Source organism: Mycobacterium sp. E2699, from assembly GCF_001666745.1.
Taxonomy (GTDB): Bacteria; Actinomycetota; Actinomycetes; order Mycobacteriales; family Mycobacteriaceae; genus Mycobacterium.
Genome location: NZ_LZJH01000037.1, coordinates 1 through 25,218, shown reverse-complemented (window position 1 = coordinate 25,218; position 25,218 = coordinate 1). Strand labels below are relative to the sequence as shown.

24 protein-coding genes are annotated in these 25,218 nt (G+C 69.3%); 15 read left to right on the top strand and 9 right to left on the bottom strand.

Annotated features, from left to right (window positions below):
- Together A5696_RS28205 and A5696_RS05450 are read right to left on the bottom strand one after the other, a co-directional pair.
- A partial coding sequence (locus tag A5696_RS28205) for a PPE family protein (protein WP_231964241.1) occupies positions 1 to 1,430 on the bottom strand: 1,430 nt, incomplete at its 3' end.
- A 103-nt stretch (positions 1,431 to 1,533) separates the two neighbouring features.
- Positions 1,534 to 2,433 (bottom strand): oxygenase MpaB family protein, encoded by a 900-nt coding sequence (locus A5696_RS05450; protein WP_067874614.1) that lies wholly within the window; start codon positions 2,431 to 2,433, stop codon positions 1,534 to 1,536.
- Positions 2,434 to 2,515: 82 nt separating this feature from the next.
- Between A5696_RS05450 and A5696_RS05445 the strand changes: the two genes are divergently transcribed.
- Positions 2,516 to 3,220 carry a TetR/AcrR family transcriptional regulator gene (locus A5696_RS05445; protein WP_067874613.1) on the top strand — a complete coding sequence of 235 codons (705 nt, stop codon included), beginning with the start codon at positions 2,516 to 2,518 and terminating at the stop codon, positions 3,218 to 3,220.
- Here A5696_RS05445 and A5696_RS05440 read toward each other — a convergent pair.
- Both A5696_RS05440 and A5696_RS05435 read right to left on the bottom strand, forming a co-directional pair.
- Positions 3,153 to 3,701, bottom strand: a complete 549-nt coding sequence (locus A5696_RS05440) for a hypothetical protein (protein WP_067874610.1) — start codon at positions 3,699 to 3,701, stop codon at positions 3,153 to 3,155. The two genes, A5696_RS05445 and A5696_RS05440, sit on opposite strands and share 68 nt — an antisense overlap.
- A gap of 7 nt (positions 3,702 to 3,708) precedes the next feature.
- The gene (locus A5696_RS05435; RefSeq protein ID WP_067874607.1) at positions 3,709 to 4,290 is read right to left on the bottom strand and encodes a VOC family protein; all 582 of its coding nucleotides are present in this window, start codon (positions 4,288 to 4,290) and stop codon (positions 3,709 to 3,711) included.
- Between the two features lie 93 nt (positions 4,291 to 4,383).
- Here A5696_RS05435 and A5696_RS05430 point away from each other — a divergent pair, with 93 nt between their 5' ends.
- Genes A5696_RS05430 through A5696_RS05415 form a run of 4 tightly spaced genes read left to right on the top strand, consistent with a single transcriptional unit; the run spans position 4,384 to position 9,367 of the window.
- The gene (locus A5696_RS05430) at positions 4,384 to 5,007 is read left to right on the top strand and encodes a TetR/AcrR family transcriptional regulator (protein WP_067874604.1); all 624 of its coding nucleotides are present in this window, start codon (positions 4,384 to 4,386) and stop codon (positions 5,005 to 5,007) included.
- A gap of 20 nt (positions 5,008 to 5,027) precedes the next feature.
- Positions 5,028 to 6,161, top strand: coding sequence for an alpha/beta hydrolase (locus A5696_RS05425; protein ID WP_156738261.1), 1,134 nt, complete (start codon positions 5,028 to 5,030; stop codon positions 6,159 to 6,161).
- A complete protein-coding gene (locus A5696_RS05420; protein ID WP_231964240.1) occupies positions 6,137 to 7,108 on the top strand; it encodes an NAD(P)-dependent oxidoreductase in 972 nt (323 codons plus the stop codon). Before A5696_RS05425 ends, A5696_RS05420 begins: the two co-directional genes overlap by 25 nt.
- Positions 7,109 to 7,153: 45 nt before the next feature.
- Positions 7,154 to 9,367, top strand: a complete 2,214-nt coding sequence (locus tag A5696_RS05415) for an acyl-CoA dehydrogenase (protein WP_067874599.1) — start codon at positions 7,154 to 7,156, stop codon at positions 9,365 to 9,367.
- A gap of 88 nt (positions 9,368 to 9,455) precedes the next feature.
- Here A5696_RS05415 and A5696_RS05410 read toward each other — a convergent pair whose 3' ends face one another.
- Positions 9,456 to 9,884 (bottom strand): hypothetical protein, encoded by a 429-nt coding sequence (locus A5696_RS05410; RefSeq protein WP_197516890.1) that lies wholly within the window; start codon positions 9,882 to 9,884, stop codon positions 9,456 to 9,458.
- Positions 9,885 to 10,359: 475 nt separating this feature from the next.
- Here A5696_RS05410 and A5696_RS05405 point away from each other — a divergent pair, with 475 nt between their 5' ends.
- The gene (locus A5696_RS05405; RefSeq protein ID WP_067874593.1) at positions 10,360 to 10,680 is read left to right on the top strand and encodes an ATPase; all 321 of its coding nucleotides are present in this window, start codon (positions 10,360 to 10,362) and stop codon (positions 10,678 to 10,680) included.
- A 9-nt stretch (positions 10,681 to 10,689) separates the two neighbouring features.
- Here the strand turns inward: A5696_RS05405 and fadD2 are convergent, their stop codons facing one another.
- The gene (fadD2, locus tag A5696_RS05400; protein ID WP_067874590.1) at positions 10,690 to 12,369 is read right to left on the bottom strand and encodes a long-chain-fatty-acid--CoA ligase FadD2; all 1,680 of its coding nucleotides are present in this window, start codon (positions 12,367 to 12,369) and stop codon (positions 10,690 to 10,692) included.
- A gap of 58 nt (positions 12,370 to 12,427) precedes the next feature.
- Between fadD2 and A5696_RS05395 the strand changes: the two genes are divergently transcribed.
- On the top strand, positions 12,428 to 13,672 hold the full coding sequence (locus A5696_RS05395) for a DNA polymerase domain-containing protein (RefSeq protein WP_067874586.1): 1,245 nt from the start codon (positions 12,428 to 12,430) through the stop codon (positions 13,670 to 13,672).
- Here A5696_RS05395 and A5696_RS05390 read toward each other — a convergent pair.
- Positions 13,669 to 15,078, bottom strand: a complete 1,410-nt coding sequence (locus tag A5696_RS05390) for a NarK family nitrate/nitrite MFS transporter (RefSeq protein ID WP_067874617.1) — start codon at positions 15,076 to 15,078, stop codon at positions 13,669 to 13,671. The two genes, A5696_RS05395 and A5696_RS05390, sit on opposite strands and share 4 nt — an antisense overlap.
- A gap of 182 nt (positions 15,079 to 15,260) precedes the next feature.
- On the opposite strand from A5696_RS05390, the gene A5696_RS05385 reads away from it, so the two are divergent.
- From A5696_RS05385 to A5696_RS05350, 8 genes are all read left to right on the top strand, one after another.
- On the top strand, positions 15,261 to 16,265 hold the full coding sequence (locus A5696_RS05385) for an ABC transporter substrate-binding protein (RefSeq protein WP_067874582.1): 1,005 nt from the start codon (positions 15,261 to 15,263) through the stop codon (positions 16,263 to 16,265).
- Positions 16,266 to 16,378: 113 nt separating this feature from the next.
- On the top strand, positions 16,379 to 17,053 hold the full coding sequence (locus A5696_RS05380) for an allophanate hydrolase subunit 1 (protein ID WP_067874579.1): 675 nt from the start codon (positions 16,379 to 16,381) through the stop codon (positions 17,051 to 17,053).
- 10 nt (positions 17,054 to 17,063) lie between these two features.
- Complete coding sequence (locus A5696_RS05375; protein WP_067874576.1) at positions 17,064 to 17,981, top strand: 5-oxoprolinase/urea amidolyase family protein; 918 nt, start codon at positions 17,064 to 17,066, stop codon at positions 17,979 to 17,981.
- A gap of 44 nt (positions 17,982 to 18,025) precedes the next feature.
- Positions 18,026 to 18,571, top strand: coding sequence for a GNAT family N-acetyltransferase (locus A5696_RS05370; RefSeq protein ID WP_067874573.1), 546 nt, complete (start codon positions 18,026 to 18,028; stop codon positions 18,569 to 18,571).
- 401 nt (positions 18,572 to 18,972) lie between these two features.
- On the top strand, positions 18,973 to 20,370 hold the full coding sequence (locus A5696_RS05365; RefSeq protein ID WP_067874570.1) for a NarK/NasA family nitrate transporter: 1,398 nt from the start codon (positions 18,973 to 18,975) through the stop codon (positions 20,368 to 20,370).
- 77 nt (positions 20,371 to 20,447) lie between these two features.
- Positions 20,448 to 21,599, top strand: a complete 1,152-nt coding sequence (locus A5696_RS05360) for a uroporphyrinogen-III synthase (protein WP_067874566.1) — start codon at positions 20,448 to 20,450, stop codon at positions 21,597 to 21,599.
- Positions 21,590 to 22,366, top strand: coding sequence for a sirohydrochlorin chelatase (locus A5696_RS05355; protein WP_067874563.1), 777 nt, complete (start codon positions 21,590 to 21,592; stop codon positions 22,364 to 22,366). The genes A5696_RS05360 and A5696_RS05355 overlap by 10 nt, the downstream gene beginning before the upstream one ends.
- Positions 22,367 to 22,397: 31 nt before the next feature.
- Positions 22,398 to 22,850 (top strand): hypothetical protein, encoded by a 453-nt coding sequence (locus A5696_RS05350; protein ID WP_067874560.1) that lies wholly within the window; start codon positions 22,398 to 22,400, stop codon positions 22,848 to 22,850.
- A gap of 4 nt (positions 22,851 to 22,854) precedes the next feature.
- Here A5696_RS05350 and nirD read toward each other — a convergent pair whose 3' ends face one another.
- Together nirD and nirB are read right to left on the bottom strand one after the other, a co-directional pair.
- Positions 22,855 to 23,202 carry a nitrite reductase small subunit NirD gene (gene nirD, locus A5696_RS05345; RefSeq protein ID WP_067874556.1) on the bottom strand — a complete coding sequence of 116 codons (348 nt, stop codon included), beginning with the start codon at positions 23,200 to 23,202 and terminating at the stop codon, positions 22,855 to 22,857.
- Positions 23,199 to 25,218 (bottom strand): nitrite reductase large subunit NirB (nirB, locus tag A5696_RS05340; protein ID WP_067874553.1); only part of this gene is annotated, 2,020 nt, incomplete at its 5' end. The genes nirD and nirB, both read right to left, overlap by 4 nt.

The following is a 25,218-nucleotide window of genomic DNA, read 5'->3' as shown; positions in this document are numbered from 1 at the left end:
GTTGAGGCCCGCGGGCCCGGCACCGGCTCCGCCCGCGGCCGCCGGCCCGCCGGGTTTCTTCCCTCCCTATGCGGTGGGGCCTCCCGGCATCGGCTTCGGCTCCGGAATGGGGGCCAGTGCAAGCTCCAGCGCGAAAAGAAAAGCGCCGGAACCAGACACCGCGGGGGCGCGGGCGCCGACGCCGACACCGGGACCGCGGCCGGCGCGGCGACAGTCGGGCCCGTCGCGACCGGCAACAACGGCGGCGCGGCTGGCACGGGTGCCGGCGCCGGTGCGGCAGCGGGCGGGGGCACTGCGGCCAGGCCGGCCAGTCCTCCCAAGCCGCCGAGCGCGCCCAAGGGGGCCAGGGCTGGGGCCGCCAGCACCACCGCGGCCGGTTGCGTGACCCCGAAGGCGGCGACTTCTTCGATATGAAGCGGCCAGTCGAACAGCTCGAGGCTGACCAGGTACTGGAAGGCCTGCACCGGATTCTGCGTCAAATACACGCCGAACTGTTCGAAGTCCTCGAGGACTTCCAAGGACCGGACCACATAGAAAATCGCCTGGCCCGGGTCCGCATACGCGTCGTAGTCGAGTCCGTTGACGGTGCCACCTGCGGGGTCCCAAGTCACACCGAAGTTCTGCAGGATCTGCGCGATGAGTTGATTCAGCGGGTTGTCGACCAAGGGGTCGTGGGCGAGTTGAATGTTTCCGATGCCCAGGTTGTTTTGCAGAAAATCCACCAGCCACTGCGGAAGGACCAGCGGGTTGTCGCCCTGTGACAGCGCTTCGAGGTTCTGCGAAACCTGTTGCGGAAGCCCGAACACATTTTGCAGCAACTGCTCGATCTGCTGCTGGAGGCCCGTCAACGGGTTGGGCGCCGCCGAAGATCGGGCCGGGGCCGGCGCGTCGGATTTGAGGATTTGCGGCGCGGGCGTGGGCGGCGGCGTCGACGCCACCGCGGTGGTGGCTGCGGCTTGATAGACGCCCATCGTGGTCGCCGCCTGAATCCACATCCGCACGTAGTCGGCCTCGTTGAGCGCGATCGGAATGGTGTTGATCCCAAAGAAATTGGTCGCCACCAGGACCCCGTGCACGACGTGGTTGGCGGCCAATTCGGGCAGGGTAGGCATGGCGGTCAGCGCGGCGGTGTAGGCGCCGGCCGCGGTCTCGTGCCGGACGGCCGTCGCTGCACTGTTCGCGCTGGCCTGCATAAGCCACGCCAGGTATGGCGCATTCGCGGCGACGTACGACTCGGCGCTGGGCCCCTCCCACGCGCCGGCCTGCACTGACGCCAACAACGCGGTGAGTTCGTCTGCAGCCGAAGCATATTCGGCACTCAGCGAGCTCCACGCCTCGGCGGCCGCCAGCAAGGGCCCCGGACCCGGACCGCTACTGAGCAACGCCGAATGGACTTCCGGCGGCGACGCCATCCAGACCGGTGCGGTCATAGGCACTCCTCGGGCTGGGAGGTCTACCAGACCTCGAACAGACCCGAGCAAGCTTAATGAAAACGATTGTCGTTATCAACCCGGTGGCGAGCCGCCCGCACGGCTACACCAACGGACGGCCCGTCCTGATCCGGCGGTCCACGTCGGCCAACAGGACGTTGAACGGGAAGTGCGGGACGAACCGCGGCAGCGTGCGGTTGACCGCGCGCAGCACGGCCATCAACCGGCCGAAGCGCCGCTGCTTCGCGGCATCCCAGGGCAACCGCATCTCGTCCCGAAACCGTTGCGGCAGAAAGCCGGTGGTGATCAGCAACGGCAATGCGTCCAGCCGGCGCTGCAGTCGGCCCGGCAGCGCCACGCCCGGAATGCGGCCCGCGGCAATCGGATACAGGTAGTCGCGCACGGCATCGTCGATGTGCACCCTGGCCAGCGACTCCTGCCAGTAGCGGTCGAAGGCCGCCCGATCCGCCGGCCACATCTCCGGTGGCACCTGCAGCGTGGTGGCCAGCGCCATGCCCTCGCGGTAATGGCGGTCGGCGTCCTCGCCGTCCAGTTCACCGATGAAGGTGCGGTAGATGTCGACCCCGCCCTTGTACAGGCAGGCCCCGACCCAGAGCTGCAGGTCGGCGTCGAAGGCGTTGTAGGGCACCGGGCTGTCGGGGGTGGAGTACACCTGCGCATGGGCCCGGTTCACCGCCCGGCGGAAGGCCTCCTTCTGGGCGTCGCTGCCGGCGGTGGCCACCGCGAGATAGGTGAAGGTGGTCCGCGCGCGCTTGATCGGATGCAGGTCCACCCGGCCGCTTTCGACGCGGCTCTCCATCACGCCGTAGCCCACGCCGGGCCGCGCCAGCTGCATGATCACGTTCGCGGGGCCCGCCAGCAGCGCGACGCCCACCAAACCCTCCTCGATGCCGGAGCCGCGCCGCGGCGGCACTGGCCGGGCAGCACGGGGCGGGTCGGCGACCGGGCGCTCCACATGTGGAATCGGCGGGTGAATGGCCATGATGATCCTCCCCGGCGCAAGCACGCTAAATGTGCGAACGCCTGTTTCCCGATGTTGTCCCGTCGGCGACGCCGGTGTCAAGATGGTGGACATGGTTGAGGGTTCCAGCGCGCGGCCCTACCGCGGCGTCGACGCCGCCGCGCGGCTCGCCGACCGCCGGCGCCGGCTGCTGACCGCGGGCCTGGAACTACTGGGCGCCGAACAGCGGGACGTCTCCGAGCTGACCGTCCGCGGCATCTGCGGGCAGGCCGGCCTGGCGGCCCGCTACTTCTACGAAAGCTTCACCGACAAGGACCAGTTCGTCGGGCGGGTGTTCGACTGGGTGGTCGGCGAGCTGGCCGCGACCACCCAGGCCGCGGTGGCGGCGGTGCCGGCAGAGGAGAAGACCCGGGCCGGGATGACCAACATCGTGCGGACCATCGCCGGTGACCCGCGCCTCGGGCGACTGCTGTTCAGCACCCAACTGGCCAACCCGGTCGTCGTGCGCAAGCGCGCCGAATCGAGCGCGCTGTTCGCCCTGCTGTCCGGCGAGCACGCCGTAGAGGCGCTGCGCGCACCCGCGAACGAACACGTCAAGGCGGCGGCGCACTTCGCCGTCGGCGGCGTCGGACAGACCATCAGCGCCTGGCTGGCCGGCGACGTCCGACTCGGGCCCGACCAGCTCGTCGATCACCTGGCGGCGCTGCTCGAGGAACTCACCAACCCGGACCTCTACCGCGTCACGGCAACAGCGGCAGATGCCACAGCCGCATCCCCGGATCCAACAGCCAAAAACGCCTCATGGTGAGGCGCATGAGCCGCAGCGCGCTGAAGATCATGAAGGCCGCCAGCGGCAGCTCGATCAGCAGCGCCGTGGCCACCGACAGCCGGACGTCCCTGGGGCCGGCGGTCATGAGGTCGAACCACGCGTCGCAGGCCAAGAGCACCCCGGTGGTGAACGCGGCCGGAATCAGCAACTGACGGCGCAGGTAACCGAGAGCGGCCGTGGCGACCATGAACGCCATCAACAGCACGTCGAAGCCCACCCACGTGAGGGTCCAGTTGTGGGCGACGTAGTTCTGCGGCAGCGTCATCGACAGATACCCGAGCCAGGGAATCATCGCGATCGAGCCGCCGGTCAGCAGGCTCAGCCGGATGCGCCGTATCCGCATGAGGAAAGCGGGGTCGATCACATCGCTCAGCGGTTGCTCCAGCCGGCGGATCAGGTCGCGCCGCTGCTCGGGCGTCAGCGCCGCGATCTGGGCGTCGGACAGAATGCCGTCGGTCATCTCCGTTTCAGCGTACGGCCTCCACGGAAGGCCTGCGGTCGGCCGCGGTCTTGGGAACGGTCTTGTTGTCGCTCGCCCCGAATTCCCTGACCCAGCAGGCGAATTCGAGCGTGATGCCGTCGGGATCCTGGAAGTAGAACGAGCGCACGTAGACGCCGGGATGCACGGTCGCCGACACCTGGCGCTCGCTCTCGTCGTGGTTGAGCACCGGGCCCACCCGCACGCCTTTGCCCTTGAGCCGCTGCCGGTAGTCGTCGAACTTGTCCGCCGGCACGTGAAACGCCAGGTGGTTCATGGTGCTCACCGCGCTGGTGATGTCCCCGATGCCGGGGATGGCGCCCGGCGACGAGAGGCCCGGTACGCGGTCGGGGGCATCGGCGAACCAGAAGAACGCGACGCAGTCGCCGTTGCCGGCGTCGAAGAAGAAGTGCTGCCCCGCACCGTCGGGCAGGTCGAGCGATTTGATCAACGGCATGCCGAGGATGTTGGAGTAGAAGTCCACCGTCCGCGCCATGTCCGAACACACCAGCGCGACGTGATTGATCCCGCCGAGCTCGAATTCCGTGTTGGTGTTGTGCGGCTTGATCATCGTGCGGCTCCCATCGATCCGCGGGGGTCATGGCCAAGATGCGAATCTGAATCTAACATCAGGTTCAGTTTTGCTCTAGGGAGGTGCGCCCGGGTGTCGACCGCGGCAGAGCCTGATCGGTGGCGCAGCCAGACCGCCGATTTTCCGACCCACCGAGGCAGGCGCACGCAGGCGGCGATCGACGTGGCCGCCCGAACGGTCATCGCGCGCAAGGGCATTCTGGCGACGACCATCGCCGACATCGCCGCCGAAGCAGGCCGCTCGGCGGCGTCGTTCTACAACTACTACGACTCCAAAGAGGCCATGGTCCGCCAGTGGGCGCTGCGGTTCCGCGACGAGATCACCGAGCGCGCACGCGCGGTGACAGCGCATGGCCTGTCCAATCGCGAGCGCGCGTATGCGGCGGCCGCCGCGCAGTGGCAGACCTACCGCAACCGGCTCGCCGAGATCATCAGCGTCTACCAATTGGCGATGGTCAACGACGACTTCGCGCGGTACTGGGCTGAAATTGGTGCGTTGCCAACAGCTTTCATCAGCGAATCGGTCCGGCGCGCCCAGGCCGAAGGATACTGTCCCGACGACGACCCACAGCTGATCGCCGAAGCGATTCTGGCCATGTTCAACCAGTTCTGCTACGTCCAGCTCACCCGGCCGGACGAACCGGACGACGCCGCCTGCATCCGGACGCTGGCCAACATCTACTACCGCGCCATCTAGGCCGACGGAGGTGAGCCGAATTGACCCGTCGCAACGTCGCCGCCGGGGTGCTCCGCGAGTTCGTCGGGCTGCCGTCGCCCACCGCCGGGCGGGCCGGCGCCGGTGGGCATCCCTGCCAGGGGCTCTATCACCGTGCGGTGGGACGCAAGCCGAAGGTGGCGATGATCGCCGCGCACTACCAGATCGACTTCTCCGAGCACTACCTCGCGGACTACATGGCCACCCGCGGCGTCGGTTTCCTGGGCTGGAACACCAGATTCCGCGGCTTCGAGAGCAGCTTCCTGCTCGACCACGCGCTGGTCGACATCGGCGTCGGGGTGCGCTGGCTGCGTGAGGTGCAGGGCATCGATACCGTTGTGTTGCTGGGTAATTCGGGCGGAGGATCGTTGATGGCCGCCTATCAGTCGCAGGCCGTCGAACCCAACGTGACCCCGCTGGAGGGCATGCGTCCCGCGGCCGGGCTGACCGAGCTGATCCCGGCCGACGGCTACGTCGCCACCGCCGCCCACCCCGGGCGCCCCGACGTGCTGACGGCCTGGATGGACGCCGCCGTCGTCGACGAGAACGACCCGGTCGCCACCGATGCGAACCTCGACCTGTTCAACAAAGACAACGGGCCTCCGTACTCGGCGGAGTTCGTCGCCCGCTACCGGGAGGCGCAGACGGCGCGCAACCACGCCATCACCGACTGGGCCGAGACCGAGCTCAAACGGGTTCGCGCCGCCGGTTTTTCGGATCGGCCGTTCACCGTGATGCGCACCTGGGCCGACCCACGCATGGTCGATCCCAGCATCGAGCCCACCAAGCGACAGCCCAACCTGTGCTACGCGGGCCTCCCCGTCAAGGCGAACCGTTCCGCGCACGGCATCGCGGCGGCCTGCACCCTGCGCAACTGGCTGGGCATGTGGAGCCTGCGGACGGCGCAGACCCGGGCCGAGCCGCACCTGGCCCGCATCACCTGCCCGGCGCTGGTGATCAACGCCGAGGCCGACACGGGTGTGTACCCGTCCGACGCCCAGCGCATCTACGACGCGCTCGGCGGCACCGACAAGTCACGGGGCTCGATCGACACCGACCACTACTTCACCACGCCGGGCGCGCGCAGCGAGCAAGCCGATACCATCGCCAGGTGGATCACCAAGCGGTGGCGCTGAGAGTTCTCGCCCATTTCGTCCCCGGCCAGAAAGTTCTCGACTTCGTTGCGCCAGAATCGGATTGGCTCGATATCCGATGGTGCGCCGAAGACGACGACGCCGGGTTCTACCGGGAGCTGCCGCAGGCGGACGCGATCTGGCATGTGCTTCGGCCCTTGTCGGGCGCCGATCTCGAGCTCGGAGCGCGGCTGCGGCTGGTGCACAAACTCGGGGCCGGGGTGAACACGATCGACGTGGCGACCGCCACCGAACGCGGCATCGCCGTCGCCAACATGCCCGGCGCCAACGCGCCGTCGGTGGCCGAGGGCGCCGTGCTGCTGATGCTGGCCGCGCTGCGCCGGCTGCCGGAGCTGGACCGCGCGATCCGCCAAGGGCGGGGCTGGCCGTCGGACCCGGCGCTGGGCGAGACGGTGCGCGACATCGGCGGCTGCACCGTCGGGCTGGTGGGCTACGGCAGCATCGCCAAGCGGGTGGGCGACATCGTCGCGGTGATGGGGGCGACCGTGCTGCACACCAGCACCCGCGACGACGGGCGGCCCGGGTGGCGGCCCCTGCCCGAATTGCTGGCCGCCAGCGACATCGTCTCGCTGCACCTGCCCCTGACCGCGCAGACCCATCATCTGCTCGGCCGCGACGCGCTGGGCCGGATGAAGCCGAATGCGGTGCTGGTCAACACCTCCCGCGGCGCCGTCGTCGACGAAGCCGCGCTCGTCGACGCGCTGCGCGCCGGGCGGCTCGCCGCGGCCGGGCTGGACGTGTTCGAGGTCGAGCCGGTGGCGCCCGACAACGCGCTGCTCGGCCTGGACAACGTGGTGCTGACGCCGCACGTCACCTGGTACACCGTCGACACCATGCGGCGGTACCTGACCGAGGCGGTGGCCAACTGCCGCCGGCTGCGCGACGGCGAGCCGCTGGCCCATGTAGTCAACCAACCGACTGGTTGTTAGCTTGGAAGATGCTGGGCCGAAACAAGAGCCATGGGAAGGCGACCAATGCCGATCGCAATCACTCCTGAGCACCAAGACCTGGCCGACTCGGTGCGGTCCCTGGTGGCGCGGGTGGCGCCGTCCGAGGTGCTGCACGCGGCCTTAGAAACGGGGCCAGAGAGTCCGATCGAGAATCCCCCGCCGTACTGGCGGGCCGCGGCCGAACAGGGCCTGCAGGGCGTGCACTTGGCGGAATCGGTCGGCGGACAGGGTTTCGGCATCCTCGAGTTGGCCATCGTGCTGGCCGAGTTCGGGTACGGGGCGGTGCCCGGCCCGTTCGTGCCGTCGGCCATCGCCGGCGCGCTGATCTCGGCGCACGACCCGGACGCGAAGGTGCTCTCCGAGCTGGCCTCCGGCGCGGCCATCGGCGCCTACGCGCTGGACTGCTGCGGCCTGACCGCCACCCGGCAGGGTGACGCGCTGGTGATCCGCGGCGAGGTCCGCGCGGTCCCGGCCGCGGCGCAGGCGTCGGTGCTGGTGCTTCCGGTCGCGATCGACAGTGGCGAGGAATGGGTGGTGCTGCGCGCCGAACAGCTCGAGATCGTGCCGGTGAAAAGCCTTGACCCGCTGCGCCCGATCGCGCATGTGCGGGCCAACGCCGTCGAGGTCGGCGACGATGTCGTGTTGCGCAACCTGAGCATGGCGACCGCGCACGCGCTGATGACCACGCTGCTGTCGGCCGAGGCCGTCGGCGTGGCCCGCTGGGCGACCGACACGGCGTCGCAATACGCCAAGATCCGAGAACAGTTCGGCCGGCCGATCGGGCAGTTCCAAGCCATCAAGCACAAGTGCGCGGAGATGATCGCCGACACCGAGCGGGCCACCGCGGCGGTGTGGGACGCGGCCCGCGCGATCGACGAGGCGGCCGAGAACGGTTGGGACATCGTCGCTTCCGGTGTCGAGTTCGCCGCCGCCGTCGCGGCGACGCTGGCGCCGGCGGCCGCCCAGCGGTGCGCGCAGGATTGCATTCAGGTGCATGGCGGCATCGGGTTCACCTGGGAACACGACACGAACGTCTACTACCGCAGGGCGTTGATGCTGGCCGCGTCCTTCGGCCGCGGTTCGCAGTACCCGCAGAAGGTGGTGGACACCGCGACCACGACGGGGATGCGGGCGGTGAACATCGACCTGGATCCCGACACCGAGAAGCTCAGGGGCGAGATCCGGGCCGAGGTCGCGGCGCTGAAGGCCATGGAGCGCGATGCCCGGACGGTCGCGATCGCGGAGGCCGGCTGGGTGCTGCCCTACCTGCCGAAGCCGTGGGGCCGGGCCGCCAGCCCGGTGGAGCAGGTCATCATCGCCCAGGAGTTCAGCTCCGGGCGGGTCAAGCGCCCGCAGGTCGGCATCGCGGCATGGATCATCCCGTCGATCGTCGCGTTCGGGACCGAGGAGCAAAAGCAGCGGTTCCTGCCGCCGACCTTCCGCGGTCAGATGGTCTGGTGCCAGCTGTTCTCCGAGCCGGGCGCCGGATCGGACCTGGCCGGTCTCACCACGAAGGCGACCAGGACCGACGGCGGCTGGCGCATCACCGGTCAGAAGATCTGGACCACCGCCGCGCAGTTCTCGCAGTGGGGTGCGCTGCTGGCGAGAACCGACGCCTCCGCACCCAAACACAATGGCATCACCTATTTCCTGCTGGACATGAAGAGCGAGGGCGTCACGGTCAAGCCGCTACGGGAGCTGACCGGCCAGGAGTTTTTCAACACCGTCTACATCGACGACGTGTTCGTGCCCGACGAGTGCGTGCTCGGCGAGGTCAACCGCGGGTGGGAGGTCAGCCGCAACACGCTGACGGCGGAGCGGGTGTCGATCGGCGGCAGCGACGCGAATTTCCTTGCGACGCTTCCCGAGTTCGTCGAGTTCGTCCGCGACGGCCAGTTCGACCAGGTCGCGCAGCACCGCGCCGGGCAGCTGATCGCCGAGGGCCACGCCGCCAAGGTGCTGAACCTGCGCTCGACGCTGTTGACGCTGGCCGGCGGGGACGCCATGCCGTCGGCGGCGATCTCCAAGCTGCTGTCGATGCGCACCGGCCAGGGTTACGCCGAATTCGCCGTGTCGTCCTTCGGCACCGACGCCGCGATCGGCGACACGGGCGAGCTGCCCGGCAAGTGGGGCGAGTATCTGCTGGCCAGCCGGGCCACCACCATCTACGGGGGCACCTCGGAGGTGCAGCTCAACATCATCGCCGAGCGGTTGCTGGGCCTCCCCCGCGACCCGTAACGCGCCAAAAAAAGGGACATGCCGACCTGTCGCACGTCTGTCAGGTCGGCATGGCCCGGTCTTTGGCCGCTACGCGGGCGGCGCTAGGTCACCACCACCAGTCCCACCAGGGGCGGTAGCCCAGCCCGGGCGGACCCCAGCCGCCGTTGCCCCAGCCGGGATGGCCCCAACCGGGATGCCCGCCCCAGCCGCCGTGGCCGCCCCAGCCAGCGCCCCAGCCGCCCCAGTGACCACCGGGTCCGCCCCAGTGACCACCGGGTCCGCCCCAGTGACCACCGGGTCCGCCCCAGTGACCACCGGGTCCGCCCCAGCCGCCGCCGCCATGGCCCCCGCCGCCGCCACCTGGGCGCAGCGGCGGAGCGCCATGGGGACCGCCCATGTCAAAGCTGTTGCCGGGAGCGGGCGGCGGAGCGGCGTGCGCCGCGGGGCTGCCCCCGAACAGGAGCGCCCCCAGCAGCAAGCCGGCCGCCGCCGCGCCGACCGCGGCCCTACGTAGCGAAAGCAATGAGATCGACATTCTGCGACTCCTTCGACGTGGTGAGGGGATCGAAAGGTTCAGCGCCAACGATCGTTAATGCGTCACCGGGACAATACCCATTTTTCTGACGCCTACACAAATTCAGCAACCTTCGAGAAAAGAGTTCCCAGGAGCCGAAGCGCATTGCAATGCCTTGAATTCGGGTACGCACAATAAATTGCGCACCTCCTGACTTCAGTACCGTATGATCAGCTGTCATGCCAGTTCAAGCGCAGATTACTGAAGTGCGTACACGCGTATTTGCGCGAATTAGCCCTTCAGCAAATCAGCGGCTTGTGACGATTAGGGCTATTCCGAGCGGGTCCATCTTGGCAAACCGCGACGACGCGTTTTATGCGGTCGTAGCCTCTCATCGCGCGGCGCCGGCCGGGGGGACGTCGGCGCGCCGCCGGCAGCCGGGGCGCGCATACTGATGAACGGATCCACTGATGTCCGCCCCAGAGAAAGCCGCGCGATGACGATCAACTCCGGCCCCAACCGGTTCTCTCGGTACACCGCCAAGCCGCCGCTCCCCGGGCAGACCGGACCGACGCAGCGCCTCAGCGCGCTTGGCGAGTCACCCGCCCGGCCGTCGCGCGATCGACGAACGCGCCGGACCGTCGACCTGCCGCTGGCCACGCACCGCGCGCTCGACGTCTGGCAGCGCGAGGCCGCCGACCGCATCGGGGTCGCCCGCGTGACCGGGCAAGAGGTCCTCAGCGCGCTCATCGACCAGCTGCTGGTCGACCCCAAGCTCTCGGCGCAGGTCACCCGCGCCATCCAGGCGCGCAGGTGAGCCGACGACTCAGTCGATCTCCATCTCGCGCAGCTCCCGCTTGAGGACCTTGCCGGTGGGATTGCGCGGCAACTCTTCGAGGAACACCACTTCCCGAGGCACCTTGTAGCGCGCCAGGTGGTCACGCACGTAGTGCTTGACGGTCTCCTCGTCGAGGTCGGCGTCCTCCTTCTTGACCACGAACGCGCGCAGCCGGTGGCCCCACTCCTTGTCCTCGACGCCGATGGCGGTGGCCTCCACCACGTCGGGATGCCCGCTGATCAGGTCCTCCACCTCGGCGGGGAAGACGTTCTCGCCGCCGGAGACGATCATCTCGTCGTCGCGGCCGCTGACGTACAGCAGGCCGTGCTCGTCGAAGTAGCCGACGTCGCCCGACGACATCAGGCCGTCGATGATCTGCTTGTGGCCGCCGCCGGTGTAGCCCTCGAACGGGAACGCGTTGCCCACGAAGATCCGCCCGACCTCGCCCTGCGGCTTCTCCTTGCCGTTGTCGTCGAGGATCTTCACCTTGACGCCCTTGACGACGGGGCCGACCGTCGCGGCGTTGCGCTCCAGATCCTTGGGCCCGGCGATGGTGGCAAACGCGATCTCGGTCGAGCCGTACATGTTGTAGATCACCGGGCCCAGGTCCTTGAGCGCGCGGCTGGCCAGCTCGGCGCCCAGCTGCGACCCGGAAATGAACACGATCTTCAGGCTGGACAGGTCGGGCTTGGAGTCCATCTTCTCGACGGCGTCGAGGATGCGCGACAGCATCACCGGGACGACGACCATCGCGGTCACCTTGTACTTCTCGATGTCCTCCAGCACCAGCGGCGGCTTGAACTTGCGGCGCAGCACCAGCGTCGAGCCCAGGAACATCGCGATGGTGCCGTGCAGAAAACCCAGCGCGTGGAACATCGGGGCCGGCAGCGAGGTCACCTCGTTGGCCTTGAACGGCACGTGGGACAGGATGCCCCCGATGGGCGCCAGCGTCGGCGGGGTGCTGCGGTTCGCCCCTTTCGGCGTGCCGGTGGTGCCGCTGGTCAGGATGATGATCGAGGAGTGCTTGCTCGCCTTGGGTGCGGGTTCCTTACTGCTGCGCTCGATCAGGTCGGCCAGCGTCTCGTCCTTGCTGCCCGACGGCTCGTCGGCGTCCGGGTTGGTGCCGAGCGCGCGCAGCTTGCCCAACTCGGGCTCGGCCTTGCTGACGGCCTTGGTGTACTCGTCGTCGTAAATGATGAGCTTGGCGCCCTCGCGCTCCGACACCTCACAGATCTGCGGGGCGGAGAACTCGCTGTTGAGCAGGATGACGCGGGCGCCGACCCGGGCGGCGCCGAAGTAGGCGATCAGGAACCAGCGCGTGTTGCGCGCCAGGATCGCCACCCCGTCACCGCCCTTGACGCCCTTCTCGAGCAAACCGTTCGCCACGGCGTGGGCGGCCTCGTCGAGCTCACCGAACGTGAATTCGCCTTCCTCGTCGATGCACGCCGCGCGGTCGGGATGGCGCCTGGCGTTGAGCGACGGCAGCATCCCGAACTCGCCCCACTTGTAGATGTCGGCGGCCATCGCGGCGACGTTCTGCGGCGGCTCGATCCGGAAGGCACCCGATTCGAAGATCTTGCGCACGTAGTGCAGTTCGGCCGAGCCGCGCTCCAGGTACTGCTGAACTTTGGCGACAGCTTGGCCCGGCAGGCCGATGAGGTTAGGCATGGATCCACCCTATGTGACGTAGGTCGCAGTGCCACTAGTTAATACCCCCCGACCTACCATGATGAACATGGCCGGTCCGGTGTCACTGGAAGTGTCCGGCAGGCAGGTCAGCATCACCCATCCGGACAAGGTGGTCTTCGAACGCCGCGATGGCGGCGGCCCGTACACCAAGCTCGACCTGGTCCGCTACTACCTGTCCGTCGCCGACGGGGCGCTGCGGGGTGTGGCCGGCCGGCCGATGATCCTCAAGCGCTTCGTCAAGGGCATCGCGCAGGAGGCCGTGTTCCAGAAGCGGGCGCCCGCCAAGCGACCCGACTACGTCGACGTCGCCGAATTGCACTACGCGCGCGGCACTTCCGCGGCGGAGGCCGTCATCCACGACGCCGCCGGGCTGGCCTGGGCGATCAACCTGGGCTGCGTCGACCTCAATCCGCACCCGGTCCTCGCCGGCGACCTCGACCACCCCGACGAGCTGCGCGTCGACCTCGACCCGATGCCGGGGGTCGCCTGGTCGCGCATCGTCGAGGTCGCGTTGGTCGCCCGCGAGGTGTTGGAGGACTACGGGCTGGTCGCGTGGCCCAAGACGTCCGGGTCCCGCGGCTTTCACATCTACTCGCGGATCGCGCCGCGCTGGGGATTCCGCCAGGTGCGACTGGCCGCCCAGACCGTCGCCCGCGAGGTCGAGCGGCGGGCGCCGGAGGCCGCCACCAGCCGCTGGTGGAAGGAGGAACGCGAGGGCGTCTTCGTCGACTTCAACCAGAACGCGAAGGACCGCACCGTCGCGTCGGCGTACTCGGTGCGGGCGACCCCGGACGCCCGGGTCTCGACGCCGCTGCGCTGGGACGAGGTCGCCGGGTGCAGGCCCGAGGCGTTCACCATCGAGACCGTGCCCGCCCGATTCGCCGAACTGGGCGACCCGTGGGAGGGGATGGACGACGCGGTCGGAGAACTCGACCGGCTGCTGGTGCTGGCCGAGGAGATGGGTCCGCCGGAGCGCGCGCCCAAAGGATCGGGCACCCGCACCGAGGGTGGGCGGGTCTCGTCGAAGCCGCTGATCGAGATCGCCCGCACCAAGACCAAAGACGAGGCGATGGCCGCGCTGGACACCTGGCGGGACCGCCATCCCGCCGCGGCCGCCCTGCTGCAGCCGGCCGACGTGCTGGTCGACGGGATGCGCGGGCCGAGTTCGATCTGGTACCGGATCCGGATCAACCTGCAGCACGTGCCGGAGGCCCAGCGCCCGCCGCAGGAGGAGCTGATCGCCGACTACAGCCCCTGGGCCCGCTACCAGCAGAGCCGCTAGACGCCCAGCCGGCCCATCCGGGTCTTCCTGCGGAGGTAGGCGTACCACGTGACGCCCAGCAGCGCGACGAAGAACGCGATGTAGAAGCGCAGCGCGGGCTCGATGCTGCCGAAGTGCGACTTCGACCAGGCGTAGGCCAGCGGCACCACGAACCCGCCGAAGGCGCCGACGGACGAGATGACGCCCAGCGCCCCCGCGGCCTGGCGGCGCATGTGCACCATGGTGTCCGCGTCGCCGCCCGCGAGCTCGCCCTTGAGCATGAAGATCCGCGAGATCATCCGGTACGTCGAGCCGTTGCCGACGCCGGTGGCCACGAACAAGAACATGAAGCTGGCGAAGAACACCGGCAGGTTCTTGGCGTTGACCGACCACAGCGCCGCCGCCGCACCAGCGGCGAGCATCACGAAGCTCATCGCGGTGATCCGGGCCCCGCCGATCCGGTCGGCCAGCCTGCCACCCAGGGGACGAATGACGGATCCGATGCCGGCACCCAGGAACGCCCAGGTCAGGGCGATGTCGCCGCGCCCGAAGACGGTCTTGAGCAGCGTCGGGAAGGCCGCCGAGTAGCCGATGAACGACCCGAACGTGCCGATGTAGAGCAGCGACATGATCCAGGTGTCGGCGTGGCGCAGCGACTGCAGGACCGGCTTCACATCAGCCTTCGCCTCGGACAGGTTGTTCATGAACGCAAAGGCGCACACCGCCGCCGCCACGGCCAGCGGCACATAGAACAGCCCGGCACGCGCCAGCGCCACACCGCCGCCCGCGATCACGATCGGCGGGATGATCTTCTGCACGACCGCCACGCCGAGGTTGCCGCCGGCCGCGTTGAGGCCCAGAGCCCAACCCTTGTCCTTCTCCGGGTAGAAGAACGAGATGTTGGCCATCGACGAGGCGAAGTTGCCGCCGCCGAAGCCGGCGGTCGCGGCGATGGCGACCAGCACCGCGAACGGCGTGTGGGGATGGCTCACCACCCACGCCAGCAGCAGGCACGGGATCAGCAAGAGGGACGCCGACACGATCGTCCAGTTGCGGCCGCCGAAGATCGGCACCGCGAAGGTGTACGGCAGCCTCAGGAACGCGCCGACACCGCTGGGCACGGCGACCAGACACAACGCCTGGCTGGCGGTCAGCGCCCAGCCCGACGCGGCGGGGTGGCCGGGATGTCCAAGCGGGCCACCCGGTGTCATCTGGACGACCACGATGCTCCACAGCATCCACACGCTGAACCCGATGTGCTCGGCGAAGATGGAGAAGACGAGGTTGCGGCGGGCGATCGCCTTGCCGGTCGCCTGCCAGAACGCGGGGTCCTCGGGCCGCCAGTCGTCGATCCAGCGCCGTCCGTGGTGCTGCCCGCGCGGCGGCGCGGCCTGGAGGAGCCCGGTGCCGGTCTCCGGAGTCGTCATGGTCACGGCCCCGACGCTAGGGACGGACTGTTACCGGTCGAGGCGTGCGCAGTTACGTCGGGGATACGTGGATCTCGCAGCGACCAAGGGTCGGTTGTCAGATCTTTTCGCCGCCCCCGGGCTGCGCGGCCAAACCGCGCGGCGCGGCGGACCCGGGCCGGGAAACGCGATAATCTCACGCGATGAGCGGTTGGAATCGACGGGGATTCTTGCAGCTCGGGGGGGCGACGGGGATCGCCGCGATCGCCGGAGCGACCGGCTTCTCGGCGGCGTGCTCGCCCCGCAAGCCGGCCCCGGGCGCCGCCCCCGGCGGGTCGGTGACGATCACCCACCTGTTCGGCCAGACCGTCGTCAAGGAGCCGCCCAAGCGCGTCGTATCCGCCGGCTACACCGAGCAGGACGACCTCCTGGCGGTGGGCGTGGTCCCGATCGCCGTGACCAATTGGTTCGGGGACCAGCCGTTCGCGGTGTGGCCGTGGGCGCAGCCGAAACTCGGCGCGGCGCAGCCGGTGGTGCTCAACCTGGACAACGGGATCCCGATCGACCAGATCGCAGGGCTCAAACCCGACCTGATCGTGGCCGTCAACGCGGGCGTGGACGCCGACACCTACCAGAAGCTGTCGGCGATCGCCCCGACGGTCGCGCAGTCCGACGGCGACGCGTTCTTCGAGCCGTGGAAGGAGCAGGCCACTGCCGTCGGTCAGGCGGTTTTTCAGGCCGACCAGATGAAGTCGCTGATCGACGCGGTCGACAAGCAGTTCACCGACGTCGCCCAGAAGAATCCGCAGTGGAAGGGCAAGCGGGCGTTGCTGATGCAGGGCACGTTCTTTCAGGGAACCGTGGTCGCGACCCTGGCCGGCTGGCGCACCGACTTCCTGAACCAGATGGGCCTGGTCATCTCCGACAGCATCAAACCCTTCGGCACCGATCACCGCGCCGTCATCCCGCGCGATCAGATCAAGGCTGTGCTCGATTCGGCCGACGTGGTGATCTGGACGACCGAGGGTCCCGACGACCAGAAGGCGCTCCTGGCCGACCCCGACGTCGCCGGAGCGGGCGCCACCGCCCAGAACCGCCACGTCTTCACCACCAAGGAACAGGCCGGCGCGATCGCGTTCGCGTCACCGCTGAGCTACCCCGTGGTCGCCGATCAACTGCCCCCTCTGATCGGCAAGATACTGGGCTAGGCGCGGCGCTCGCGGCGGCCTGTTTGAGCGTTCGGTAAGGCGCCTCTGGCAGTGCTCGAAAATCCTCGCGCATTCCCTCCCGCCTGCCCCGATCCCGGAGTTACCGTCGAGTAATGAGCGTGACGGACATAAGCGGGGGCGTCCCCACGGAGGTGTCGACCGAGCTGGTGGGCAACACCGTTCTCGACTACGGCGACCAGGCACTGATGGTCCAATGTGGTAGCACCGCCGAGGTATTGGCGTGGTTGGACGCCTTGCGGGCGGCGGCGTTGCCGGGCGTGCTCGACATCGTCCCCGCCGCCCGCACCGTGCTGGTCAAGCTCGACGACCCCCGCCTGCAGGGGATCGCCCGGCGCAGGCTGCGCAGGATGCGGGTCGCCGCCCGGGCGGATGCCGCGCCGGTCCGCGGTGCCGACGTGGTGATCGACGTCGTCTACGACGGCCCGGACCTCGGCGAGGTCGCCGAGGCAACCGGGCTGACCGTGGCGCAGGTGATCGACGCCCACACGTCCACCCCCTGGCGGGTCGGATTCAGCGGATTCGCACCGGGTTTCGCATACCTGGTGGACGGCGACGCCCGGCTGCGGGTGCCGCGTCGCGCCGAGCCCCGCACCGCGGTGCCGGCCGGTTCCGTCGGCCTCGCCGGCGAATTCAGCGCCGTATATCCGCGGCAATCGCCCGGCGGCTGGCAGCTCATCGGCCGCACCGGCGCCGTCCTGTGGGACCTCGAGCGGCCGATCCCGGCGTTACTGACGCAGGGCATGTGGGTTCAGTTCCGCGCGGTTTGAGGAGGTAGCCATGCCGACCCTGGAAATTCTTCGCACCGGCCCGTTCGCCGTCGTGGAGGACCTCGGCCGGCCGGGGCTGGCGCACCTCGGCGTCAGCCGGTCCGGCGCCGCCGACCGCCGCGCCCACAAGCTGGCCAACCGGCTGGTCGCCAACCCCGACGACCGCGCCACGGTCGAGGTGACGTTCGGCGGCTTGTGCGCCCGGGTCCGCGACGGCGACGTCGACATCGCGGTAACGGGCGCCGACACCGACCCCACCGTGGACGGAATCGAGTTCGGCACCAACAGCATTCACCACGTCCGCGACGGCCAGGTGATCTCGCTGGGCACTCCGCGCGCCGGCCTGCGGACGTATCTGGCGGTGCGCGGCGGCATCTGCGTGGAGCCGGTGCTGGGATCGCGCAGCTACGACGTGATGTCGGCGATCGGCCCGCGGCCGTTACGGGCCGGCGACCGGCTGGCGGTCGGCGAGCACACGGACTCCTATCCCGAACTCGACCAGGCCCCGGTGGCCGGCATCGCCGGGCATCTGGTGGAACTGCAGGTGGTGCCGGGTCCCCGCGACGACTGGCTGACGGATCCCGACGCCCTGGTGCACACGATCTGGATGGCCTCCGACCGCAGCGACCGGGTCGGCATGCGCCTGGAGGGCCGCCCGCTGCAGCACCGCTACCCGGACCGGCAGCTGCCCAGTGAGGGAACCACCCGAGGCGCAATCCAGGTGCCGCCCAACGGTTTACCGGTGATCCTCGGACCCGATCACCCGGTCACCGGCGGCTACCCGGTGGTGGGCGTGATCACCGACGAGGACATCGACAAGGTCGCCCAGGTGCGACCCGGCCAGTACGTGCGGCTGCACTGGGCGCGCCCCCGGAGCGCCCTGGCCGACCGGCCGGTTGCGACCGGGGCGGGCTGGCCGTTCTCCTGAACGATGCCGGCGCCGCCGCTGGACAGGGCTGGTAGACAAAGAGGGTGCAACCCCAGGTCCACACCGCCCGCCTGGTCCACACCGCCGATCTCGACGGCGAAACCCGGCAGCGCGTCTGTGACATGGTCACCGCCGCGTTCGCGGGAGATTTCACCGACGACGACTGGGAGCACACGCTGGGCGGCATGCACGCCCTGATCTGGCAGCACGGCGCGATCATCGCGCACGCCGCGGTGATCCAGCGCCGACTGATGTACCGCGACGACGCGCTGCGGTGCGGTTACGTCGAAGGGGTCGCGGTGCGGGAGGAATTCCGGGGGCAGGGCCTGGCGCACGCCCTGCTCGACGGCGTCGAGCAGGTGATCCGCGGCGCCTACGAACTGGGAGCGGCCAGTTCGTCGGACCCGGCCCGCGGGGTGTACACGGCGCGCGGCTGGTCGCCGTGGCGCGGGCCGACATCGGTGCTGGCTCCCACGGGACCGATCCGCACACCCGACGACGATGGCTCCGTGTTCGTCCTGCCCGTCGGTCGCAGCCTGGACACGTCCGCGGAGCTGACGTGCGACTGGCGCGGCGGCGACGTCTGGTAGGCCGCGGCCGGGAGTCGGGTAACGAGACATTGGGCGAATTCCGGTTCAAACAAAATGTATTCCAACTCACACCGAATCCGGCAGCCGCGCGAAATCACTTGATTCGGGCCGTAATTACGCGAGGAATTGTCGCTCAGCCATTTACCAGATAACTGGGATTCAACTTACAGCCGATATCGGGCTAATTGAGTTGACGGACTTCGGCCCCGGATGTGAACATCGAAACACGCGGCGGGGCAAGCGCCTTCGTTCCGGGCGCCCGTCGGCGACCAGTCCGTCACCCCAAGGCGCCCAGGCGATTTCGCCGGTGTGAGCGTTCGCGGTATCCCGGCGACACAGGCGTCGCCACCCCGAGGCGCCACGCGCGTCGCCGGGACGATCCTCAAGGAAGGTGCACACGGATGGCTCGCAGCCACCGCATCACGGACTGGAATCCGGAAGACACGGCGGCCTGGGAAGCCGGCAACAAGAAGATCGCCCGCCGCAATCTGCTCTGCACGGTGGCCGGCGACCACGTCGCCTTCTCGATCTGGACCCTGTGGCCCGTGATGGCACTGTTCATGCCCGCGTCGGTCTACGGCTTCTCGGCCGGCGACAAGCTGCTGCTGGGCGCGGTCGCCACCCTGGCCGGTGGCTGCGCACGCATCCCGTACACCCTGGGCATCGCGACCTTCGGTGGCCGCAACTGGACGGCGTTCTCGGCGTTCGTGCTGTTGCTCCCGACCGTCGGCACCATCTGGTTGCTGGCCAACCCCGGACTCCCGCTGTGGCCCTACGTCATTTGCGCGGCGCTGACCGGGCTGGGCGGCGGCAACTACGCGGCGTCGCTGGCCAACGTCAACGCCTTTTACCCGCAGCGCCTCAAGGGCGCGGCACTGGCGATCAACGCCGGCGTCGGCAACCTCGGGGTCGCGGTCATCCAGCTGGTGGGGCTGCTGGTACTCGCGACGGCCGGCCACGAGGCGCCGTACTGGGTGTGCGCGATCTACCTCGTGCTGTTGGCTGTCGTCGGCATCGCGGCGGCGCTCCTCATGGACAACGTGCACCACGGCACACAGCTGAAAACCATGCGCTCGATCCTCTTCGAGCGCGACACCCACGTCATCTCGCTGCTGTACATCTGCACCTTCGGCTCGTGGATCGGGTTTTCCTTCGCCTTCGGCCAGGTGATGCAGGTCAACTTCCTGGTCAACGGCGAAACCGCCAAGCACGCTGCGCTGCACGCCGCCCAAATCGCCTTCCTGGGACCGCTATTGGGATCGCTGGCCCGGATCTATGGCGGCAGGCTGGCCGACCGGCATGGCGGCAGCCGCGTCACCCTGGGCGTCCTCGGCGGCATGATCCTGGGCGCGGCGCTGCTGGTCGCCGTCAGCACCCTCGACGACCACCACACCGCCTCACGTTCGGTCAGCATGACCGGCTACGTCATCGGCTTCATGCTGCTGTTCGCCCTGTCCGGGATGGGCAACGGGTCGGTGTTCAAGATGATCCCGTCGATCTATGAGGCGCGCGGTCGCGGGCTGGACCTCAGCGAGGCCGAACGCCGCCATTGGGCACGCGCCAAATCGGGGGCGCTGATCGGCATCTGCTCCGCGGTCGGCGCGCTGGGCGGCGTCGGGATCAACATGGCGTTGCGCCAGTCTTACCTCAGCAGCGGGACCGAGACGTCGGCGTACTGGATCTTTTTGGGGTCGTATGTCGTCGCCGCGGCCATCACCTGGACGCTCTATGTGCGTCGGCCGGCGCCGGCGCCGAGCGCCCCGGGATCGGTCTTGGAGGCCGAGGCCGCGCGGGTGTGATGGTGGTCGCAACAGGGGCAATCCGTCAGCAATTGCGCGGTAACGCGTCGGAAACGTCACAGGCCTACACAGGTCATATGGCCCAACCAAAATCCGCGCCGCTCACCGGCTACCGGGTTGCGGTCACGTCCTCCCGGCGCGCCGAGGAACTGTGCGCGCTCTTGAGCCGGCAGGGCGCGGAGGTCTGCAGCGCGCCGGCGATCAACATGATCGCGTTGCCCGACGATGACGAATTGCACAGTCACACACAGGCATTGATCGCGGAACCGCCCGACATCCTGGTCGTGCACACCGGCATCGGCTTTCGCGGGTGGCTCGCCGCGGCCGAGGGGTGGGGCCTGGCCAACCAGCTCGTCGCGTCGCTGTCGTCGGCGCGGATCGTGTCGCGCGGGCCGAAAGGGACCGGGGCGGTGCGCGCCGCCGGCCTGCACGAGGAGTGGTCTCCTGAGTCCGAATCCTCACAGGAGGTACTCGAGTACCTGCTCGACTCGGGAGTGTCCGGACTGCGCGTCGCCATCCAGCTGCACGGCGCCGCCGACGCGTGGGACCCGTTCCCGGAATTCCTCGGCGGGCTGCGCTTCGGGGGCGCCGAGGTGATCCCCATCCGGGTGTACCGCTGGAAGCCAACGCCATTGGGCGGTGATTTCGACCAGCTGGTCACCGGGATCGCGCGCCGGCAGTTCGACGCGGTCACCTTCACGTCGGCGCCCGCCGCGGCGGCAGTGCTGGAACGCAGCCGCGAGCTCAGCATCGAAGACCAGGTGCTCGGGGCGCTCCGCAGCGACGTGCACGCGATGTGTGTCGGCCCGGTGACGTCCAAACCGCTGATCCGCAAGGGCGTCCCGACGTCCGCACCGGAACGAATGCGGTTGGGCGCCTTGGCCCGTCACATCGCCGAGGAGTTGCCGCTGCTGGGATCGTGCACCGTCAAGGTGGCCGGCCACACGGTCGACATCCGCGGAACCTGCGTGCTGGTGGACGGTTCGATCAAGCTGCTGTCCCCGTCGGGGATGTCGGTGCTGCGCGCCCTGGCGCAACGGCCGGGCGACGTCGTCGCGCGCAACGACCTGCTGCGGGTGCTGCCCGGCAACAGCAACGACCCACACGCCGTCGACACCGCCGTGCTTCGGCTGCGAACGGCGTTGGGCGACAAGAACATGGTCGCAACGGTGGTCAAGCGCGGCTACCGGCTCGCGGTCGACGACCCGCAGGCCGACCCGTGGACCTGATCCTGGCCGCGCACGGCACCCGCCGGCCGGGCGGTGTCGCGATGATCGGAGACCTCGCGGCACGGGTGAGCGCGCTGCTCGACCGCCGGGTGCAGGTCGCGTTCGTCGACGTGTTGGGTCCGACCCCGCAAGAGGTGCTGGCGCGGGCGGCGGCCGGCGGCCGGCCCGCCGTCGTGGTGCCCGCGTTCCTGTCCCGGGGATACCACGTGCGCACCGATCTGCCCGCGCACGTCGCGGCAAGCGGTCATCGGCACGTCACCGTCGCCCCCGCCCTGGGCCCGAGCGGTCAGGTCGCGCGGATAGTCGCCGACCAGTTGGCGAAATGCGGCTGGCGCCTGGGTGATTCGGTGATCCTCGCGGCGGCGGGCACCACGGACCCCAGGGCGCGCGCCGATTTGCACGTCACCGCGACGACGTTGTCGGCGATCGTCGGGTCACGGGTGCGGCTGGGCTTCGCGGCGACCGGCGACCCGTCGGTGGCCGCCGCGGTGGCCGCGGCCCGCCGCGACGGCGCGCGGCGCGTGGTGGTCGCCTCCTATCTCCTGGCCGACGGCCTGTTCCAGCAACGCCTGCTGGCCAGCGGCGCCGACCTGGTGAGCCGGCCGCTGGGCACCCATCCCGGGCTGGCCCGGCTGGTCGCCAACCGTTTTCGCCGCGCCGCGCCCGGGCTCGCGCCCGTCGCGGTCCGGCACGCGTCCCGCCGCCCCAGCCTTTTGCTGGCTCAAGGACCCCACCCCAAAAGGCACGCCGACGCCCGCGACGCTTGATCTTTGACCGCATAGCGGCGATCCTGGCTGCATGCCGCGCCGCGAAGAGCCCTCGCGGGGGCTCCTGGACCCGGTGGCGAAGATGTTGCGGTTGCCCTTCGGCACACCGGAGTTCATCGATCGCATCGTCACCGGCGGGGTCAACCAGGTGGGCCGCCGCACTTTGCACATGCTGATCACCACCTGGGACGCGGCCGGCGGCGGTCCGTTCGCGGCGAGCGCGGTCGCGTCCACCGGGATGGCCAAGACCGCCGAAATCGTCGAGTCGATGTTCATCGGCCCGGTTTTCGGTCCGATCCTGAGGATGCTGGGCGCCGACAAGGTCGCGGTGCGGGCGTCGCTGTGCGCCTCCCAGCTCGTCGGCCTCGGCATCATGCGCTACGGGATACGCTCCGAGCCGCTGCACTCGATGTCGGTCGACGCGCTCGTCGACGCGATCGGCCCGACGATGCAGCGCTACCTGGTCGGCGACATCACCGGCTGACCGCTCAGGCGGCGATCTGGACGTCGCCCTCGGGGGTCACCCGCACTCGATACACCGGCACCGAGACCCGCGGGTCGTCCAGGCAGGAGCCGTCCTCGAGCGCGAAAGCCTGCTTCAGCAGCGGGGATTGGACGGTGACGCGGCCACCGCGGTCACCGACGATCCCGCGCGAGAGCACCGCGGCCCCGGAAAATGGATCGATGTTGCCGACCGCGTGCACCGACCCGTCGTCGAGCCGGAACAGCGCCGCCTGCGCGCCGTCCTCGAGCAGCACACCGACGCCGCGACCCGGAATGAGGCGGTCATAGGGGCAGGCGGTCGTCCACACCTGAATGTCGTTGAGAACTGTCATGATTCCTCCCACTCTGATCCCACACGGATTCGCGGCATGCCGATGGGCACGGGTACTTTTCGCCCGGCACGCTCGGTGAACGTCACCGTCTCATCGACGGCGTCGGGGGCGTTGACGAAGGAGACGAACCGCGACATCTTGTCCGGGTCCTCCAGCACGCCCTTCCATTCGCACTTGTAGTTCTGCACATGCCGCTCCATTGCGGCCTCGAATTCGGCGGCCAGGCCCAGGGAGTCGTCGCACACCACCTCGCGCACGTGCTCCAGGCCGCCGTCGAGCGACTCGACCCAGGGCGCGGTGCGCTGCAGCCGATCGGCGGTCCGGATGTAGTACATCAGGAACCGGTCGATGTAGCGGACGAGCGTCTCGGTGTCCAGGTCGCCGGCCAGCAGCTGAGCGTGCCTGGGCGTCATGCCGCCGTTGCCGCCGACGTAGAGGTTCCAACCCTTTTCGGTGGCGATCACGCCGACGTCCTTGCTGCGCGCCTCGGCGCACTCCCGCGCACAGCCCGAGACGCCGAGCTTGATCTTGTGCGGGGCGCGCAGGCCGCGGTAGCGCAGCTCCAGGTCGATGGCCAGCTGCACCGAATCCTGTTGGCCATAGCGGCACCAGTCGCTGCCCACGCAGCTCTTCACCGTGCGCAGCGCCTTGCCGTAGGCGTGCCCGGACTCCATGCCACCGTCGACCAGCCGCTGCCAGATCTGGGGCAACTGGTCCACGCGGGCGCCGAACATGTCGATCCGCTGACCGCCGGTGATCTTGGTGTAGAGCCCGAAGTCCTGCGCGATCTGGCCGATCAGGATGAGATGCTCCGGCTTGATGTCGCCGCCCGGGACCCGCGGGACCACCGAGTAGCTGCCGTTGCGCTGGATGTTGGCCAGGAAGTGGTCGTTGGAATCCTGCAGCGAGGCCTGCTCCCCGTCGAGGATGTGGTCGGAGCCGGTGGACGCCAGGATGGAGGCGACCACGGGTTTGCAGATGTCGCAACCCTTTCCGCTGCCGAAGCGCTCCAGCAGACCCGAGAACGTCCTGATCTCGGTGGCCGAGATGATCTCGAAGAGCTCGGCCCGCGACTGGCCGAAGTGCTCGCACAGCGCCTTGGACTGTTCGACGCCCTCGGCTTCCAGCAGCTGCTTGAGCAACGGCACGCACGATCCGCACGAGGTGCCCGCGGCCGTGCACGACTTGAGCGCCGGCACGTCGGCGCAGCCGCCGGCGATCGCGCCCTTCAGGTCGCCCTTGGTGACATTGTTGCAGGAGCAGATCTGCGCCGAATCCGGCAGCGCCCCAACGCCCAGAGCCGCCCCGCCGTCGGAGGAGACCGGCGCGATCAGCGCGAGCGGATCCCCCGGCAGCTCGCTGCCGACCATGGGCCGCAACACCCCGTACGCCGAGGCGTCGCCCACCAGCACCCCGCCGAGCAGGGTCTTGGCGTCGTCGGACAGCACCAGTTTCGCGTAGGTCCGGTTCACCGCGTCATTGACGGCGACCTCGAGGCAGTTCTCGGTGGCGCCCATGGCGTCGCCGAAGCTGGCGACGTCGACACCGAGCAGTTTGAGCTTCGTGGACAGGTCCGCTTCCGGGAATTCCGCGGCGCCGTCCAGCAGCCGGTCCGCCACCACTTCGGCGGACGTGTAGCCCGGGCCGACCAGACCGTAGCAGCGCCCCTCGATCGCGGCGACCTCCCCGATCGCGTAGATGTCGGGATCGCTGGTCTGGCAGGACAAGTCGGTGAGCACGCCGCCCCGCTCGGCGCGCTGCAGCCCCGCGGCCACCGCCAGCTCGTCGCGCGGCCGGACGCCGGCGGCGAAGATCACCACTCCGGCGTCGATGACCTCGCCGTCGGTCAGGCGCACGCGCACCGAGGCCGAGCCGTCGGAGTGCTCGACGGCTTCGATCGACTCGGTGCCCGTCCCGACGTGCACCGCGATCCCCAGCTCGGTGACCATCCGGGCCAGCAGCGCGCCGCCGGCCTCGTCGATCTGCTGGGCCATCAGCCGTGGCATCATCTCGACG